This window comes from Deinococcus depolymerans (genome assembly GCF_039522025.1).
GTDB lineage: Bacteria > Deinococcota > Deinococci > Deinococcales > Deinococcaceae > Deinococcus > Deinococcus depolymerans.
In genome coordinates this window covers 1-15,373 of sequence record NZ_BAAADB010000001.1, presented here as the reverse complement: position 1 = coordinate 15,373, position 15,373 = coordinate 1, and the positions used below count along the sequence as shown (strand labels likewise).

Annotated in this window: 16 protein-coding genes and 2 tRNA genes; 11 read left to right on the top strand and 7 right to left on the bottom strand. The window is 68.5% G+C overall.

The features are described 5' to 3' along the window. Positions 1–33: 33 nt before the first annotated feature. Positions 34–2,133 (bottom strand): amylo-alpha-1,6-glucosidase, encoded by a 2,100-nt coding sequence (locus ABDZ66_RS00090; RefSeq protein WP_343754717.1) that lies wholly within the window; start codon positions 2,131–2,133, stop codon positions 34–36. A gap of 129 nt (positions 2,134–2,262) precedes the next feature. Here ABDZ66_RS00090 and infC point away from each other — a divergent pair, with 129 nt between their 5' ends. Continuing rightward, complete coding sequence (gene infC / locus ABDZ66_RS00085) at positions 2,263–2,877, top strand: translation initiation factor IF-3 (protein ID WP_343754715.1); 615 nt, start codon at positions 2,263–2,265, stop codon at positions 2,875–2,877. A gap of 218 nt (positions 2,878–3,095) precedes the next feature. Next, positions 3,096–3,341: a glutaredoxin domain-containing protein gene (locus ABDZ66_RS00080; RefSeq protein ID WP_055362196.1), complete on the top strand. Its 246-nt coding sequence runs from the start codon at positions 3,096–3,098 to the stop codon at positions 3,339–3,341. 62 nt (positions 3,342–3,403) lie between these two features. On the opposite strand, the gene ABDZ66_RS00075 is transcribed toward ABDZ66_RS00080, so the two are convergent. Further along, positions 3,404–4,438, bottom strand: a complete 1,035-nt coding sequence (locus ABDZ66_RS00075) for a metallophosphoesterase (RefSeq protein WP_343754704.1) — start codon at positions 4,436–4,438, stop codon at positions 3,404–3,406. Between the two features lie 57 nt (positions 4,439–4,495). Here ABDZ66_RS00075 and ABDZ66_RS00070 point away from each other — a divergent pair, with 57 nt between their 5' ends. The 5 genes from ABDZ66_RS00070 (at position 4,496) to thrS (ending at position 8,443) form a co-directional block, all read left to right on the top strand. Further along, positions 4,496–4,942 (top strand): DUF805 domain-containing protein, encoded by a 447-nt coding sequence (locus tag ABDZ66_RS00070; RefSeq protein ID WP_343754702.1) that lies wholly within the window; start codon positions 4,496–4,498, stop codon positions 4,940–4,942. Positions 4,943–4,992: 50 nt separating this feature from the next. Beyond that, entirely contained in the window at positions 4,993–5,235 is a 243-nt protein-coding gene (locus ABDZ66_RS00065; protein ID WP_343754700.1) for a hypothetical protein, read from the top strand. 4 nt (positions 5,236–5,239) lie between these two features. Further along, positions 5,240–5,800 (top strand): GNAT family N-acetyltransferase, encoded by a 561-nt coding sequence (locus tag ABDZ66_RS00060; RefSeq protein ID WP_343754698.1) that lies wholly within the window; start codon positions 5,240–5,242, stop codon positions 5,798–5,800. A 49-nt stretch (positions 5,801–5,849) separates the two neighbouring features. Beyond that, complete coding sequence (locus ABDZ66_RS00055) at positions 5,850–6,245, top strand: lysozyme inhibitor LprI family protein (RefSeq protein ID WP_088247091.1); 396 nt, start codon at positions 5,850–5,852, stop codon at positions 6,243–6,245. Between the two features lie 248 nt (positions 6,246–6,493). Then, positions 6,494–8,443, top strand: coding sequence for a threonine--tRNA ligase (thrS, locus tag ABDZ66_RS00050; RefSeq protein WP_343754694.1), 1,950 nt, complete (start codon positions 6,494–6,496; stop codon positions 8,441–8,443). Positions 8,444–8,503: 60 nt separating this feature from the next. On the opposite strand, the gene ABDZ66_RS00045 is transcribed toward thrS, so the two are convergent. The 4 genes from ABDZ66_RS00045 to ABDZ66_RS00030 all read right to left on the bottom strand — a co-directional run bounded on the left by ABDZ66_RS00045 (position 8,504) and on the right by ABDZ66_RS00030 (position 12,328). Continuing rightward, positions 8,504–9,712, bottom strand: a complete 1,209-nt coding sequence (locus tag ABDZ66_RS00045) for a hypothetical protein (protein WP_343754692.1) — start codon at positions 9,710–9,712, stop codon at positions 8,504–8,506. Beyond that, positions 9,702–10,904: a hypothetical protein gene (locus ABDZ66_RS00040; RefSeq protein ID WP_343754690.1), complete on the bottom strand. Its 1,203-nt coding sequence runs from the start codon at positions 10,902–10,904 to the stop codon at positions 9,702–9,704. The genes ABDZ66_RS00045 and ABDZ66_RS00040 overlap by 11 nt, the downstream gene beginning before the upstream one ends. Beyond that, entirely contained in the window at positions 10,901–11,242 is a 342-nt protein-coding gene (locus ABDZ66_RS00035; protein ID WP_343754688.1) for a PadR family transcriptional regulator, read from the bottom strand. Before ABDZ66_RS00035 ends, ABDZ66_RS00040 begins: the two co-directional genes overlap by 4 nt. 81 nt (positions 11,243–11,323) lie before the next feature. Then, positions 11,324–12,328, bottom strand: coding sequence for a DsbA family protein (locus ABDZ66_RS00030; RefSeq protein WP_343754686.1), 1,005 nt, complete (start codon positions 12,326–12,328; stop codon positions 11,324–11,326). Between the two features lie 268 nt (positions 12,329–12,596). On the opposite strand from ABDZ66_RS00030, the gene ABDZ66_RS00025 reads away from it, so the two are divergent. The 3 genes from ABDZ66_RS00025 to ABDZ66_RS00015 all read left to right on the top strand — a co-directional run bounded on the left by ABDZ66_RS00025 (position 12,597) and on the right by ABDZ66_RS00015 (position 13,254). Next, positions 12,597–12,670: transfer RNA gene (locus ABDZ66_RS00025), tRNA-Cys, on the top strand. A 27-nt stretch (positions 12,671–12,697) separates the two neighbouring features. Continuing rightward, positions 12,698–12,772, top strand: a tRNA-Val gene (locus ABDZ66_RS00020). 173 nt (positions 12,773–12,945) lie between these two features. Next, positions 12,946–13,254: a hypothetical protein gene (locus ABDZ66_RS00015; protein ID WP_343754684.1), complete on the top strand. Its 309-nt coding sequence runs from the start codon at positions 12,946–12,948 to the stop codon at positions 13,252–13,254. A gap of 299 nt (positions 13,255–13,553) precedes the next feature. Here the strand turns inward: ABDZ66_RS00015 and ABDZ66_RS00010 are convergent, their stop codons facing one another. Continuing rightward, complete coding sequence (locus tag ABDZ66_RS00010) at positions 13,554–13,832, bottom strand: hypothetical protein (protein WP_343754682.1); 279 nt, start codon at positions 13,830–13,832, stop codon at positions 13,554–13,556. Between the two features lie 147 nt (positions 13,833–13,979). Here ABDZ66_RS00010 and ABDZ66_RS00005 point away from each other — a divergent pair, with 147 nt between their 5' ends. Beyond that, on the top strand, positions 13,980–15,008 hold the full coding sequence (locus ABDZ66_RS00005; RefSeq protein WP_343754680.1) for a PIN/TRAM domain-containing protein: 1,029 nt from the start codon (positions 13,980–13,982) through the stop codon (positions 15,006–15,008). Positions 15,009–15,373: the final 365 nt, after the last annotated feature.

The window sequence follows — 15,373 nt, the reverse complement described above, 5'->3', positions numbered from 1 at the left end:
CCTGCCCCCGCCTGAGGCCCGTGGGGGCGCACTTCAGGTCAGGTTTTGGGTGGACAGCGGCAGCGGTCCGGCCGGCGTGGGTGCCGGGGCAGGCCGCGCTGCCCGCGCCTCGGCCAGCGACACCAGCACGTGCGCGCGCAGCAGTTCCGCCGTGCTCCACGCCTGGAAGGGACACCCGCCGGGCCGCAGGCTGTCCCCGGCGAACACCTCGGACACGTGCCCGATCCCGGCCTCCCAGACGTGCCCGGTCAGGCCCGCCAGGGCCGCGCGCGCCCGCCGCACCTCGCCGCGCGAGAGCAGCAACTCCACGAACGCCGTCAGCGGCCACGGCCACACGGTCCCCTGGTGGTACGCGGCGTCCCGCTGCACCTGCGTGCCCCCGTAGTTGCCCCGGTAACGGGCGTCCAGCGGCGACAGCGTGTGCAGCCCGACCGGCGTGAGCAGCTGCGACTCGACCTCGCGGATCACGCGGTCCACCTGCGCGGGCGTGGTGGGCGTGTCCGGCAGCGCCAGCGCCAGCGCCACGTTCGGGCGGACACTGCGGTCCGGGGTGCCGTCGGCACCCAGGGTGTCGGCGTACGCGCCGCCCTGCCAGAACGCCGGGAAGGACTCGCGCGCGCGGGCCAGGGCCCCCACGTACTGCGGGCGTTCCCCCAGCGCGTCCGACAGCCGCGCCTCGGCCCCCAGCGCCGCCAGCCACAGCCCCTGCACCTCGACCGGCTTGCCGTGCCGGGGCGTGACCACCCAGCCCCCCACCTTCACGTCCATCCAGGTGAGCTGCACGCCCGGCTCGCCCGCCAGCAGCAGACCGTCGCGGTCGTCGGCGCGGATGCCGTGGTCCGTGCCGCGCAGGTGCCAGTCCAGCAGCTCCCGCAGCGCCGGCAACGACGAGCGCGCAAAACTCAGGTCGCCGGTCACGCTCACGTAGCGTTCCAGCGCCACGGCCAGCCACAGCGCCCCGTCCACCGTGTTGAACCCGGCGCCGCCCCCGTCATCATGGAAGTTGTTGGGCGTCAGGCCGCGGCGCAGGCTGGCCAGGAACGTGCCCAGCAGGTCGCGCGCCTCGGCGTGCCGGCCGGTCAGCAGGGTCAGGCCCGTCAGGGCGATCATGGAATCCCGGCCCCAGTCCGCGAACCACGGGTACCCGGCGATCACGGTCACGCCCGCCGGCCGCTCGCGCCGCACCAGGTAGGCGTCGGCGGCGACGGCCAGCGTGGCGACCAGTTCGTCGCGCACCCCGCTCGTGTCCTGCGCCCGCCGGGCCAGTTCACTGCGCCGCGCGGCCTCCTGCGCGTACGCCGCCCAGGGGTCCGTGACCGTGTGCGCGGCCGTCGCGGGCGTCAGGCCCTGCACGACCAGCGCCGCGCGCCCCCCACCGGCCGGAAGGCTGACCTCCCACAGCTCGCTGCCCAGCGTGACCTCGTGGTCCGGTTCGCCGCGCGCCGCGTCGTGCCGGTAGTACACCCGCTGCGGGTGCGGCTGCGGGCTCAGGGCGTCGATCACCGCGCCCGGCGCGTGCAGCGTGGCCCGCGTGACCGGCCCGCCGTCCGCACTGGCGTCCGCGCCGCGCACCGTCACCTCGCGCCCCCCCGCGCTGAACTGCAACTCCGGCACCCGCGCGTGAACGTGGTGCATGTCGCGGTCGACGAACAGCCCGCCCAGGCGCAGGGTGACCGGCTCGCGGCTCTGCACGTCGTACAGGAACACGGCCGCGCCGGAACCGGGCGGCATGAACACCCGCCGCCGCACCCGCACGCCCGCGAACAGCTGCTCCCGTTCGGGCAGCAGGTCCCACACGGCCGCCCCGGTCAGCAACTCCAGGCCGCGGCCCTCGAACACGCCGGGCGCGATCTCCAGCGCGTGCAGCGTCACCTCGCGCCCCGCCACGTGCAGCGTCTCCAGCGGCGAGACGAAGTGCGTGCGCCGCCGCACCGGCGGCTGAGCGCTGACCACCAGCCCCGAGTAGCAGCGGGTGGGTACGCCCGCCACGCTGCTCAGCGCAAAACCCCCCAGCCCGTCGGTCAGCAGCACCTCCAGGTCCGGGTTGCGGGCGGCCAGCGGGCCGTACGTGTAGGCCGACGCGGGGCCGGGGACGGCGGGACGGACGGGGCCGGGAGTTGAGGAACCGCTCATGCCCACAGCATGGCAGACGCCCGGTGGGTCGGCGCAGTGACCCTGCGTGATAGACTGAGGTTCATTCGCCCGCGACCTGTCGTGGGCAACAGCCGCCCGGACGGCCAGCGTGCACCGGGCGCGTAAGAGGTGATGAACATAGCGAAAGAACACAAGGTCAACGAGCAGATTCGTGTGCGCCAGATCCGGTTGATCGGCGCGGAAGGCGAGCAGGTGGGCATTATTGACACTCGCGACGCCATGCAGATGGCCCGCGAGGCGGGCATGGACCTCGTGATGGTCAGCCCGCAGGCCGTGCCCCCTGTCTGCCGCCTGCTCGACTATGGCCGGTTCCGCTACGAGCAGCAGCAGAACGAGAAGGAAAACCGCAAGCGCGCCCGCGCCCAGGAAGTCAAGGCCATCAAATTCCGCGTGAAGATTGACGACCACGACTTCAAGACCAAGACCGGGCACGTCCGCCGATTCCTGGAAGAAGGCCACAAGGTCAAGGTCACCATCATGTTCCGCGGGCGCGAACGCACCCACCCGGAACTCGGTGAGCGCATCCTGGTTCGCGTCGCCGAGACGCTCGCCGACATCGGCGCGCCCGAGGGAACGCCCAGCATGATGGGCATGGACATGAACATGATCATGACCCCCAAGGCCGCCCCAGCCCCGAAGAAGGAGCGCACGGACGACGCCCCGGCCGAGTCTGCGGCCCTCACCGAGGCCCCGGCCGCTCCCGGCGAGGCGGCCAGCGCCTGAACGCCGGTCAGCTTCCGGGCTGACCTCCAGCCGAGCGTGAACACCGTGGCCTGCCCCCAACCGGGGCGGGCCGCGTTGCCGTGGGCGCATGGCCGGGGGGCTGCGCAGCGGTGGCCTGCATTGTCGGCCGCCTCCCAATCCCCGGAATGCTTTATTTTATAAACTATGGGCTGTCCGGGCAGCGACCACACCCGGCCCCACCCCAAGGAGAATCCACCATGATCAAGATGTACACGACCAGCTGGTGCCCCGACTGCCACGCCACCAAACGCGCCCTGACCAGCAAGGGCCTCGCCTTCGAGGAAATCAACATCGAACAGGACGACCAGGCCGCCCAGTACGTCATGAGTGTCAACGGCGGCAAACGCAGCGTCCCCACCCTCGTCCACGGCGACGTCGCCGCCAGCCTCAGCGGCTTCCGCCCCCAGAAACTCGACGCCTTCCTCGCCGAAGCCGGACTGTAAGACACGTCGTAAGTAGAAGGTTGATGGTTGATGGAGGAAGCCCCTCCATCAACCATTGATCATCACCCCCTGCTCAGTCGGGCGGCCTCGCGCGCGGTCACCACTCCGTCCTCTGCCACCGTGTACGCCCAGACGGTCAGTGCGTCCGGCGTGATCTCCAGGCGCAGGAAGCCCGGCTGACCGTACGCCGCGAACGCCGCCGGGCGCACGCCGACCGGGCCGCCCCCCACCTCGCCCGCCGCGCCCGACACCGCCGTCCACGTGCCCGCGCAACCCGGCTGCGGCGCGAAGACCTCCAGCGCGTGCACGTGCCCGCTGAGAATCACGTCGGCCACGCCGCACGCCGCGCCGTACAGGTCCCGCACCGCGCCGCCCCGCTGGAACGTCAGCGGCAGGTCGTCGTACTCACCGGCGTCCCCGTGCTTCCCGTTACTGAAGAGCGGGTGATGCCCCAGCACCAGCCGCCAGCGCGCCCCACTGCCCCGCACCGCGCCCGCGAGCCACGCCCGCTGAGCGGCGTCCCACGCGCCACCCGGCCGCTCCGCAGGGCGCAGGCCCGGCAGGTACGCGGCCAGCGGCGCCGTATCCACCGCGAAGAACTCCGCCAGCGCCCCGACCGGCGCGCGGTACGAACGGCCCGGCATCACCCACTGCGCATTCAGCCGCGAGTACGCCACCTGAACCTCCGCGCCACGCGCGTCGGCACCGTCACCACCCACCAGCCACGACTCGTCATGGTTGCCCGGCACCATCAGGAACGGCACGCCGAGCGGCCCGTACAGGTCCGCGAACCGCTCCCGGAACAGCGGCGAGTTCACCTCACGCGGCCCGGCCGGGTAGAAGTTATCCCCCAGCCCCACCCCCAGGTCACAGCCCTCCCGCGCGCAGACCTCCCGCATGGCCGCCGCCACCCGCCGCTGCACGTCCGTCCCCGTGCCCTGATCCCCCATCACCAGCACCCGCAGCCGCTCGGCGGGCAGGGCCGGGAGTGCCGCCCGCACGTCCGTCACGGTCACGGCGCCCGTCAGGCGCGGCGCGCAGGCCACCAGCAATCCCCCCAGGACCAGCGCCAGCCCCATCCTCAACCTTGGCAACATGCACCCACTCTCCTCCCTACACTGCCTTCAAGCAACACACCGCACCAGGGAGACCCCATGAACGACTATGTCAACGCCATCCGCAACAACTACGCCAACTTCCAGGGCCGCGCCCGCCGCCGCGAATACTGGATGTACACCCTGATCAACAGCATCATCACGTTCGTGCTGTCCATCCCGCTCTACGGCGTCCTCATCGGCCTGAGCATGCAGACCGACGCGGGCATGGACCCCAGCGCCGCCCTGACCGGCAGCACCCTGATCTTCGGTGTGATCTACCTGATATACGCCCTCGCCACCTTCATTCCCAGCCTCGCCATCGCCGTGCGCCGCCTGCACGACACCGGCAAGAGCGGCTGGTGGTACCTGCTCAACCTCGTTCCCTTCGGCAGCCTCGTGATCCTCGTCTTCATGGTCCTCGACAGCGAACCCGGCAGCAACAAGTGGGGCCCCAACCCCAAAGGCCTGACCGGCGGCGCCCCCACCCCCGCGCAGAACTGGTAAGCCTGTGCGCTGAACGCCGCCTCCGGTCACCCGGGGCGGCGTTCCTGCGCGTGGACGCCACGTACCTGCGCCTCAGCGGCAGCCGGTACTACGGGGTGGGGGCCGGGACGGGCGTCAGTCTGGACGTGCGTACGTCGGATTCCGGGTTGCCGGACGCGCTGCTCTCACCGGTCGCGCTGGCCAACGCGCACGCCCTGGTGGGCTGGCGCGGCCCCGGCGTGAACGTGGAAGGCATCGTGCGGGCCGGACCGACCAGCCTGATCGGCCTGCGCGTCCTGGTGCCGCTGAGCTGACGCGGTGCGGTTCGTGACCCTGACCGCGCACGTCACGCGCCGCGAGGCCCTCACGCCGGAACTGGAGGCCGGGTTGCGGTTGCTGCTGATCGCCGCGTACCCGCACTTCGCGGACTTCTGGGCGGGCACGTCGTACTGGGGTAGCGAACCGGAGTGGCACCTGTGGCTGGCCGACCCGGCAGGAGTGCCAGTGGCCCAGATGGGATTCGGGCAGCGCGTGGCGCAGATCGGGGGGCGTGACGTGACCATCGTGGGGGTGGGCGGTGTCGCCACGCACCCCGCATTCCAGCGCCGGGGCGTGGGCTGCCGCCTCCTGCGCGACCTGCACGCCTTCCTGCTGACCCGCCCGGACGTGGAATTCGCGTTCCTGCAATGCCGAGAGGAGGTCGCGCCGTTCTACGAGCGCGGCGGCTTCACCCGCGTGCCGAATCCCGCCCACTACCTCGACCCGGACGAGGACCGGTGGGTCACGAACACCGGTCCTACCCTGATCCTCCCCGTCCACGCCGCCCTGCGGGACTGGCCGGTGGGGGAGAGGGTGAATCTGCGCGGATGGCCGTGGTGAGGAAGCAGATGAGGCAGTGACCGTTCTGTCAGTCAGTTAAGCTCGGTTCATGCGACGACTCCTGGCATCCATACTGATCCTCGGCGCCTCCGGCGCGGGCTGGCTCGGTTCAGCGCAGGCGCAGCAGAGCTGCAATGCTCCGGCGGGGACTTTTGACCGGGTGTACTGCGACGCCAAGCTGCTGATCCGCGCGGATGACGAGCTGAACGTGACCTACCAGAAGCTCCTGAAGAGATTGACGCCCCAGGCGCAGCAGACCCTGCGGCAGACGCAGCGGAACTGGATGAAGGAACGCGACTCGACCTGTGTGGACGTCGATCCGCGCTGGGGAAGCGTGGTGTACAGCGACTGCGCGGCGCGCAAGACCGTGGACCGACTCAATTTCCTGAATGACCGCCTGCGGGAGTGTCTGAGCACCGGCTGCCAGCCCAGCAAACTGCGCTGACCTTGCCGCTGCGTGTCCCCGGGCGCTATCCTGCCCGCATGAAGCTTCCCGCCCGTCACTCCGGTCTGGTGATGCGTGGCGTGGGGCTGCACCGAATGCCGCTGTTGCCCGGACTGGTCACGCGAACTCTCAGCGCCTGAGAACCCACCTTTCGTGGTTCTCAGGCGTTCTGCTGGGTGTGGTCAGACCGGGCTTTCTCTATGGACGCTGGTGGGCGCTGAAGGCGACCTGCCGGAAAAGAGGTTGATATGCACGTAGTTCTTCCCGACGGTAAACAACTGGAACTCGCTCAGGGCGCCACCGCGCTGGACGCCGCGCGGGCCATCGGTGAACGCCTCGCCGGTGACGCCGTGGCCGCCACCGCGAACGGTGAACTGGTGGACCTGATGACGCCCCTGCCCGACGGCGCGGCCATCACGCTGATCACCAAGAAGAATCCGGGCGACGCCGCGCCGCTGTTCCGGCATTCGCTGGGGCACGTGATGAGTCAGGCGGTCGGCGAGTACTACCGCGCCAAGGGGTACGCGGACGACCAGATCAAGCGCGGCGTGGGGCCCAGCATCGAGAACGGCTGGTACCAGGACTTCGACCTGCCCGAACCCATCAAGGAAGAGGACCTGCCGGAAATCGAGAAGGTCATGCGGGACATCATCAGCCGCAACCTGCCGTTCACGCGCCGCGAGATCACCCGCGCCGAGGGCCTCGCGCAGTTCCCGCACGACCCGTACAAGCAGGAACTCATCGCGGGCCTCCCCGAGGACGAACCCATCACCTTCTACACCCAGGGTGACTACACGGACCTGTGCCGCGGGCCGCACTTCCCGAGCACGGGCCGCCTGCCCGGCGCGTTCAAGCTCATGAGCACGTCCGGCGCGTACTGGCGCGGGAACGAGAAGAACCCCATCCTGCAACGCGTGTACGGCGTGGCGTTCGCCACGCAGAAGGAACTCGATGAGTACCTGCACGCCCTGGAAGAAGCCAAGCGCCGCGACCACCGCAAACTGGGCAAGGAACTCGAACTGTTCACCATCGACCCCATGGTCGGCAAGGGCCTGCCGCTGTGGCTGCCGAACGGCACGGTCCTGCGCGAGGAACTGACCGCGTTCCTCAAGGAACAGCAGTTCAAACGCGGCTACCAGGGCGTCATCACCCCGAACATCGGGAACCTCGACCTGTACCGCACCAGCGGCCACTACCCCTACTACGCCGAGTCGCAGTTCAACCCCATCGAGGTGGACGACGAGCAGTACATGCTCAAGCCCATGAACTGCCCGCACCACGTGCGCATCTACGGCAGCAAACCCCGCTCCTACCGCGACCTGCCCGTCCGGCTGGCGGAATTCGGCACGGTGTACCGCTACGAGCAGAGCGGCGAACTGAACGGCCTGACCCGCGTGCGCGGCTTCACGCAGGACGACGCGCACATCTTCTGCCGCCCGGATCAGCTGAAAAGGGAATTCCTGGACGTCCTCGACCTGACCGTCCTGGTCCTGAAGACCTTCGGCATGACCGACGTGCGCTTCCGCGTCGGCACCCGCGACCCCGAGAGCGACAAGTACGTCGGTGACGAGGCCAACTGGAACCTCGCCGAGAAGCAGATCATCGAGGCCGTCGAGGAAGTCGGCCTGCCCTACACCATCGAACCCGGCGACGCCGCCTTCTACGGCCCCAAACTCGACTTCGTCGTCAAGGACGTCCTGGGCCGCGAATGGCAGCTCGGCACCATCCAGGTCGACTACAACCTGCCCGAACGCTTCGACATCAGCTACGTCGGCGAGGACGGCCAGGACCACCGCCCGATCATGATCCACCGCGCCCCCTTCGGCAGCGTCGAACGCTTCACCGGCATCCTGATCGAACACTACGCCGGGGACTTCCCGCTGTGGCTCGCGCCCCGCCAGATCATGATCATCCCCATCGCCGACCGCCACAACGACTACGCCTGGCAGCTGCGCGACGAACTGCACGCCGCCGGCCTGCGCGCCGAAGTCGATGACAGCAGTAACCGCATGAACGCCAAGGTCCGCACCGCCGAACTGAGCAAGATCCCCGTCATGCTCGTCGTCGGCGACAAGGAACAGGAAGGCCGCGAAGTCAGCGTCCGCGAACGCACCCCCGAAGGCCTCAAGGAACGCAAAGGCGTCGCCTTCGACGACCTCAAGAGCGAACTGCTCACGCGGTACAAGACCCGCGCGTAACCGCCACTTGAGAACGCCACCCGCCTCAGTTGAGCGGGTGGCGTTCCTCCGTCTGTCCCTTCAGCGGGGTTCAGTCAACGTCAGGTGATCTGGCAGGGGCAGGCCCTGACTGGGCAGGCGTTGATCGGGGTTCAGGGCGAACGGTACGGAGATCAACAGGGCGACCGGGGCGCGCCCGGCATTCGCTATCAGGTCCGGCCACCGGGTGACGGTGTTCAACACGGTCACGGGACCCGCCGGGCTGGTGCCTCGCATGTCCTGAGGCACCGGGAAGAACGTCTTGCCGTTCGGTCCCGGCTCACCGAAACTCAGGTTGACTTCTGTGTATGTTCCATCCGGAGCGCCGAACGGGTCCGTGAAGTGCTGGGCGATCAGTAGAGCGTAAACCTGCCCTGTGCGTGTCGGCAACTTCAGGCCCATGGTGCGGCGCTGCGGCCGGCGGCTGACGGTGGTGGGTGGGACCGTCCAGCCGTTGGTTTCCGGCGCGACCTGCGAGAGCGTGAGACTCAGCTGGTGCTGGTAGGACGCCAGCATGGTCAGCATGTTCAGGGTGGAGTCCGGCAGTGTCTGACCAGCCAGAGTCAGGCGCGGGGCCTGGGTGGACCCGCCCAGCTTGACGGGCCAGCCCTGCCTGCGCGCGTCCAGAAGCAGTTCACTGTAGACGGTCGTGGCATGAGGGATCAGGCTCACTGGCAGTGGCCCGGCGTGGACCGTGAACCGGTAATCGTTCAGGGTGAGGGGCGCCGCGCCAGGCAGGGTCAACTTCTTCCAGCGCCCGGCGCCCGTGATCTGCGTGCCGGGTAGCAGACCCGCGAGTTCCTGCGGGCGCACGAGGTTCACGGTATGCAGGTTTTCTGGTTTCCACCAGTGTGCGCTGAGTTGCGTGCAGCGGGAATCCTTGCCGCAAGCGGAGCCGCCGGTACTCCAGCGTTCCAGTTGACCCTGCACGGCAGCCTGCCACGGGCCACCCATGATGCCCATCGTCAGCGCGGCGCTGAACAGGGCGGGAAGCGCGAGCAGGGTCGGCCAGCGGCCCGGCGCGCTTAATGAGTGGCTCTGCTGAAATCCCTGCGACATGGCCTTCGTGGGGCCCAGTTCCGCCTGCGCCCTCATCTGCGCTGCTTCCAGGGAGAGGCCGCCTCCCATCAGCTGCCCCGTGCGTTCGTGCAGGTGACTGCGCAGCTCGGCCTGCGCGTCGCGGCGGGCTTGGCCTCTCAGGCCACGGGTCGCCTGACGTACGAAGGTGTCTACCCCGTCGTTATTCGGCATTGACAGTACGTTCGGGCTGCTGGACGGCGTTCAGGGTCTCTGGGAGGCGAAGGTCGCGGGGGACCTCAATCAGCATGGCGACGTTCTGGCCTGCTTTCACCGCGCTCAGGAAGTGCTCGCGCGTGTTGACCAGCTGCACAGGCTGCCCGGATGTCTCCTGAAGGTCCACCATGGGATAGTTGAGGGTACCGGAAGTGGCCGGAATCTGAACAGCCCTTAAGGCGGCTTTTACGGTCCAGTGAGGGGTGCGGTGCTCCGGGATGAAACTGATCAGGGCGTAGAGGCTTTTGGGATTGGGGACCGTCAGAGACAGCTTCGGGATCATTGTTGTTCTAGATGCAAACGGAAAAGCCCAGGCCTGTGGCTGCCACCAATCGTTTTCAGGTTCGATGCTGGCCGCTGCGCGGACGTCAGCGGTGAGGTGTCGGTCAAGCAGGTCACTCAGGTACGTCTGGGTGACGTTCAGAGCGAGGTAATCGGCCTGTCCGACGGAGTGGCCGCCAACCTGAAGCTGCATGCTCCGGCCGTCATTACGGAGTTGAATGGGCCAGCCAACCTGCGCGCCGTCGATCATGGCGCGCGGCAGGTTCAGGTACCCGTTCTGAAGGCCGCTCTTCCCATCGCGGCCCACGCTGAACGGCTGCACGGGGATGGATGGGGCGCTCTCGAGAGTCAGGGATTTGCGGAGGAGACCGCGCACGCTCAGCCCACTGCCCTGCAGGTAGGTGTTCGCCTCGTTCATACGGATGAATCCGGCCCGCCGGGTGTCCTGCGTGGTGAGTGGGGCGTCGCTGTAAAGCGCAGCGCAATGAGTATGGTCTTTACAGGGATCCTGCCACCCCCAGTTATCTGGAAAGAGCCTGTGGTCAATCACGTCAGTCACGAGCTTGTTGTTCTGGGCGTACAGGCGCGCCGTGAGACTGGCGAGCAGGGTCAGGCCCACCAGGGTGCCCAGTGCCAGCTGGCTGGCGGTTGTGAAGCCCTGTTCCTGCCGGAGAGTGCGGGCCACTATGGGTGCCGGGCCAATTTCCTGGAGGGCGCGTTGCTGCGCGTGACTGGCGTCCAGGCCGCCCAGAATCAGCTGCTGGGTGCGTTCGTGCAGGTGGCTGAGCAGTTCAGTCTGGGTCTCCTGGCGGACCTTGCCGCGCAGGCCGCGGGTGGCGTTGCGGACGTAGTGTTCTTCGGGGCTCATGCGAATCCCAGGTAGGGGCGCAGGGCGCGGGCGTGGGCGCGTTGCTCGTTGCGCTGGCGGGTCAGTTCGGTGTGGCCGGTGTCGGTCAGGTGATAGTACTTGCGGGGGGGGCCGCCGGTGTCGCTGGGGCGGGTTTCGGCGCGGATCAGGTTGCGTTTTTCCAGGCGGTGCAGGGCGGGGTAGAGGGTGCCTTCCCTGAAGTTGAAGTGACCCTCTGTGCGCTGCTGGACGTCCTGGATGATCCGCAGGCCGTAGAGGGGGCCGTGTTCGAGGCTGGCGAGCAGCAGGAAGTCGAGGGTGCCGCGCAGCAGGTTCCCGTCCGCAGTTCTACTTTGCATGGCTACATAGTGATGCATGGTAAAGATGGGAGTCCATACCCCCGCCGTTGGTATGACCCGCCCGAAGCGGGCCGACCCTACTTACCGGAACAGCTTCAGTCGCGCGTCGATCAGGGTGGCGGCTCCCGGCGTGGCGGTCGTCACGGCCCGCACCTGCGCCACCTCGGCCGTGTCCGAGTAATTCTCGAGTTTCATGCCGTTCAGGAACACGGTGGGGGTGCCCTGCACGTTCACGCCCACGCCGGCCTGATACTGCGCCGCCACGTCGGCCTGGAAGGTCCGCTGGCCCACGCACGTCTTGAAGGCGGCCGTGTCCAGTCCGGCGGCCCTGGCGTACCCGGCGTACTTCGCGGGGGCCTCTTTCGGGTCCAGTGGCGTCCAGGTGGCGAAGTTGGCGAACAGCTGGTCCGCGAACGCCCAGAATTTCCCCTGTGCGCCCGCGCACTCGCTCGCCTCGGCCGCCCCCTGCGCGTTGCGGTGGAACGACAGGGGGAACTCGTGGTGCACCACCCGGAACGTCGCCGGCGCGGCCCGCCAGTCCCGCATGGACGAATCCCACATCTGCTTGCAGTACGGGCACTGGAAGTCACTGAACACCCGCAGCACGTTCGGCGCGCCGGCCGCGCCCACCGCGGCCTTCACGGGCGGGAAGGCACTGTCCGGCCAGATCTTGACGGCCACGTACCCCAGGTAGCGGGTGGCGGCGCCGCTTCCCGTGACCTTCAATGCGATCAGGTCGGTGCCGCTGTCGTCCGTCAGGTCCACGTACCCGGTGCGGGCGGCGGCCAGCAGCTGCGGGTTCGAGAGGTTCTGCGTCAGCTTCGGCAGGTCCTTCTCGGCCACGTTCCACCCGGCGCCCACGCCGCGGGCGAGTCCGTCCACCGAGTCGGATTCCACGAAGACGCCCACCACGCGCCCGCCTGCCACGTCCGCCGTGACGCGGGTCCCGCCGCTCGCCAGGGAAGCTCCCTGCGCCGCGAAGCCCTTCAGGGCCGGTTGCGCCGCCAGTTGCGCCGGCGTGCCCATCAACTGCGCCTGCGCGCCCCCCAGGACCAGCGCGGCCCCCAGGGCAACGGTGCGTGCCATCCTTCCCAGCTGTTCAGCGTTCACCGGCCCAGTGTAGAGCCCCGTTCCGGGGCGTGCAGCGCGAACCGGGCGGGCGGCCCGCTGTCGGTCCGGGCCGCCTGGGCCGCCGTTTCGCGGACGGTGGTCGCGGTGGGTAGCCCCCCTGTTTACAGTTCAGAAAGTCCGTGCTAACATTCCTTCCGCTGGAGAGGAAAGACCCGCCAGCCCCCGCAAGGGACAGCCAACGCCAGATGGAACCAACCGCCGGACGGCACGGACCAACAGGCACGGCGCTGTAGCCAAGTGGTAAGGCAGAGGTCTGCAAAACCTCCACCACCGGTTCGAGTCCGGTCAGCGCCTCCAAATCAGTACCCGGCCTTTCAGGCACGCAGACTCGTAGCTCAGGGGTAGAGCACTACATTGACACTGTAGGGGTCAGGAGTTCAAATCTCCTCGAGTCTACCAACCGAACACCCCCCGCCCAGGCGGGGGTGTTTTCTTTTCCCTGCCGCGCCCGGCCCGGACGCACCCGTCCCCGGTGGCCGCGCCGGATGAGGCGTGGTGCCGGACAGTGTCAAAGGCACTTTGCGGAAAAAATCCTTCCCGGCGACCGCGTCGGGATTAGACTGCTCAATCGCATGTCCGATCTCGATTTCCTCCTGACCGTCCTGGCTGCCGGAGCCAGCCTGTACTCACTGTTCACCCTGCGGGCCGACGCCCGGCGACTGCATTACCGTGACCGACGCGGTTTCTGGATCGCCGCGCTGCCCCTGCTGCTCGGCACGGTCCTCACGGTGACCCTGCTGATCCTGCCATTCTTCACGGACAGCCACTGGAACTGGCTGCCCTACGCGGCCGTGGCGCTGGCCGCCGTGGTGGCAGGCCTGACCTGGTGGGTGGACCTGGAACCCGGGCGGCTGCTGCGGGTGCGCGCACAACGCCGCTGAGAACCCCCTCCGGCCCAGGGCCCGGGGGCCTGCCGCGCCGTTCCGTCCGGACCGACACGCAGGGCCGCGCGACAGGGCCAGTCGAACGCCAGCGGCGGGCCTCCCTGCGGTCAGGTTCTTCTCACGCCCGCTGCGCGGCAGGTCCGGCCGGCGAGGGGCGACCGCTCATACACAGTCCGATGGAAGGGGTTGCCCAACCCGTTCCATCCGGGCGGATGCGGCTCTCATACGGATTCCGTTTGTTGCGTTGACAGATCGGTGATGTGCCGGGTGGAGGGCGGAACAGCTGGCCGTGCGTATCACTGGCCGGCGCCGGTCAGGAAGCGGCGGCGTGCCACGGCCAGGACCCACACCTGGGCGGGCAGGCGCGTGTGCGGCCAGCAGCCACAGTGCTGCCGGATGTCCTGCAGCGCGTCACCCACCGCCATCTCCAGCGTCGCTTCCGGGAGCTGCAACCGGCGTGCCAGCGCGAACAGCAACGGCACCAGCACGCCCAGACAGGGCCGCAGGTCCCCCTGACCGGCCATCAGGCCGCGCAGGGCTTCCTCGCAGGGGGACAGCAGGGGAGGCAGGGTCACCGGTCCAGTCTGCCCGCTGAGCGGCCCATGAGATGTGCCGGCCATTCATGAAGGCCATGGCTGGTCCCGGGCCTTTCTTCATGAGGGACCGCCCGCACCACGTCACGTGAGGACATTCCGCAGGGTAGACCCGCTAGACTACCCCCCGTGCTTCCTGTCCGCCTGTTTGTCATGCTGCTCGGCCTGCTGCTCGGCTGGGTCGCAGGTCGCGCTCTGGCGGTCGTCCAGCCCACCGAACTCGGGTATGTGAACACCCTGAGCCTCATGCTGGCCGGTATGCTGAGCGCCCTGCTGCTCGCGCCGCGCATCGAGGGTGTCTCCCAGACCCTCCTGGGACGACTGTCCCGCTGGTACGCCGGGCTGTCGCCGCGCACCGTGGCCGCCGCGACATCCGGGCTGATCGTGGCGCTGCTCCTGAGCGTGCTGCTCAGTAGCCTGCTGCGCAGCCTGCCCTTCTACAACTGGGTGTGGAACCTCGTCATCACCGCCATTCTCGCGGCGTTCTTCGTGTCGTTCGCCGCGCGCAACGCCGAGTCCTTCGGCCTGCTGGCCTTCCCGCAGGTCCGCCGCCGCCCGGGCAGCAAACTGCTGGACAGCAACGTGATCATCGACGGCCGCATCCTGGAACTGGCCCGCGCCGGCTTCCTGGACGGGGACCTGGTCGTCCCGGCGTTCATCCTCCGTGAACTGCAGACCCTCTCGGACAGCCACGACGCGCAGAAGCGCACGCGCGGCAAACGCGGCCTGAACGTCCTGGAAGACCTGCGCGAGCTGCGCCCCCTGCGCGTCGAGGACTGGGACGACCTCACCCTGCCCACCACCGACGACAAACTGATCCGCCTGGCGCGGGACACGGGCGCGCGCATCATCACGAACGACGGGAACCTCGGCAAGATCGCCCGGCTGCACGGCGTGCAGATCCTGAGCATTCACGAGGCGGCCGTGGCCCTCAAACCGCAGGTGCAGGCCGGGGATCACCTGACCGTCACCATCAGCAAGGGCGGCCAGCAGAAAGACCAGGGCGTCGGGTACCTGGAGGACGGCACCATGGTCGTCGTGGAGGAGGGCCTGAAGTTCCGCGGCAAGCCCGCCCGCGTCCTTGTCGTGAACAACGTGCAGACGAACGTGGGCCGCATGATCTTCGCCAAGCTCGACCGGGACGAGAACCAGCCGTAACCGGGGGCCATGGTGGGTGGGACCGGGTTGCCGACGCCACGCCCCACCGGCCGTTTCTCTGCCGCTCTGCGGCGCAGCTCCGAGAGCCACATCCGCCCGGATGGAACGGGTTGGGCCACCCGTTCCATCGGAGTCCGTCTTATACGGACTCCGGTTGAATGGCTTACAAAGCCGTTCAATCCGAGCGAAGCGAGGAGGAGCTGGGCGGGTTCCGGACGTGGAGTTAACAGATCGGTAGTGTTCCGATCTGTTAACCAAGAGTTTCCACGGGCGAGAGAACAGCGACTAGCACGAAGGCCCAGGAGGCAGGGGCTTGAAATTCCCCGGTCTCATGGGCCTTGATGCGAAGTGACTATGCCTCGCAC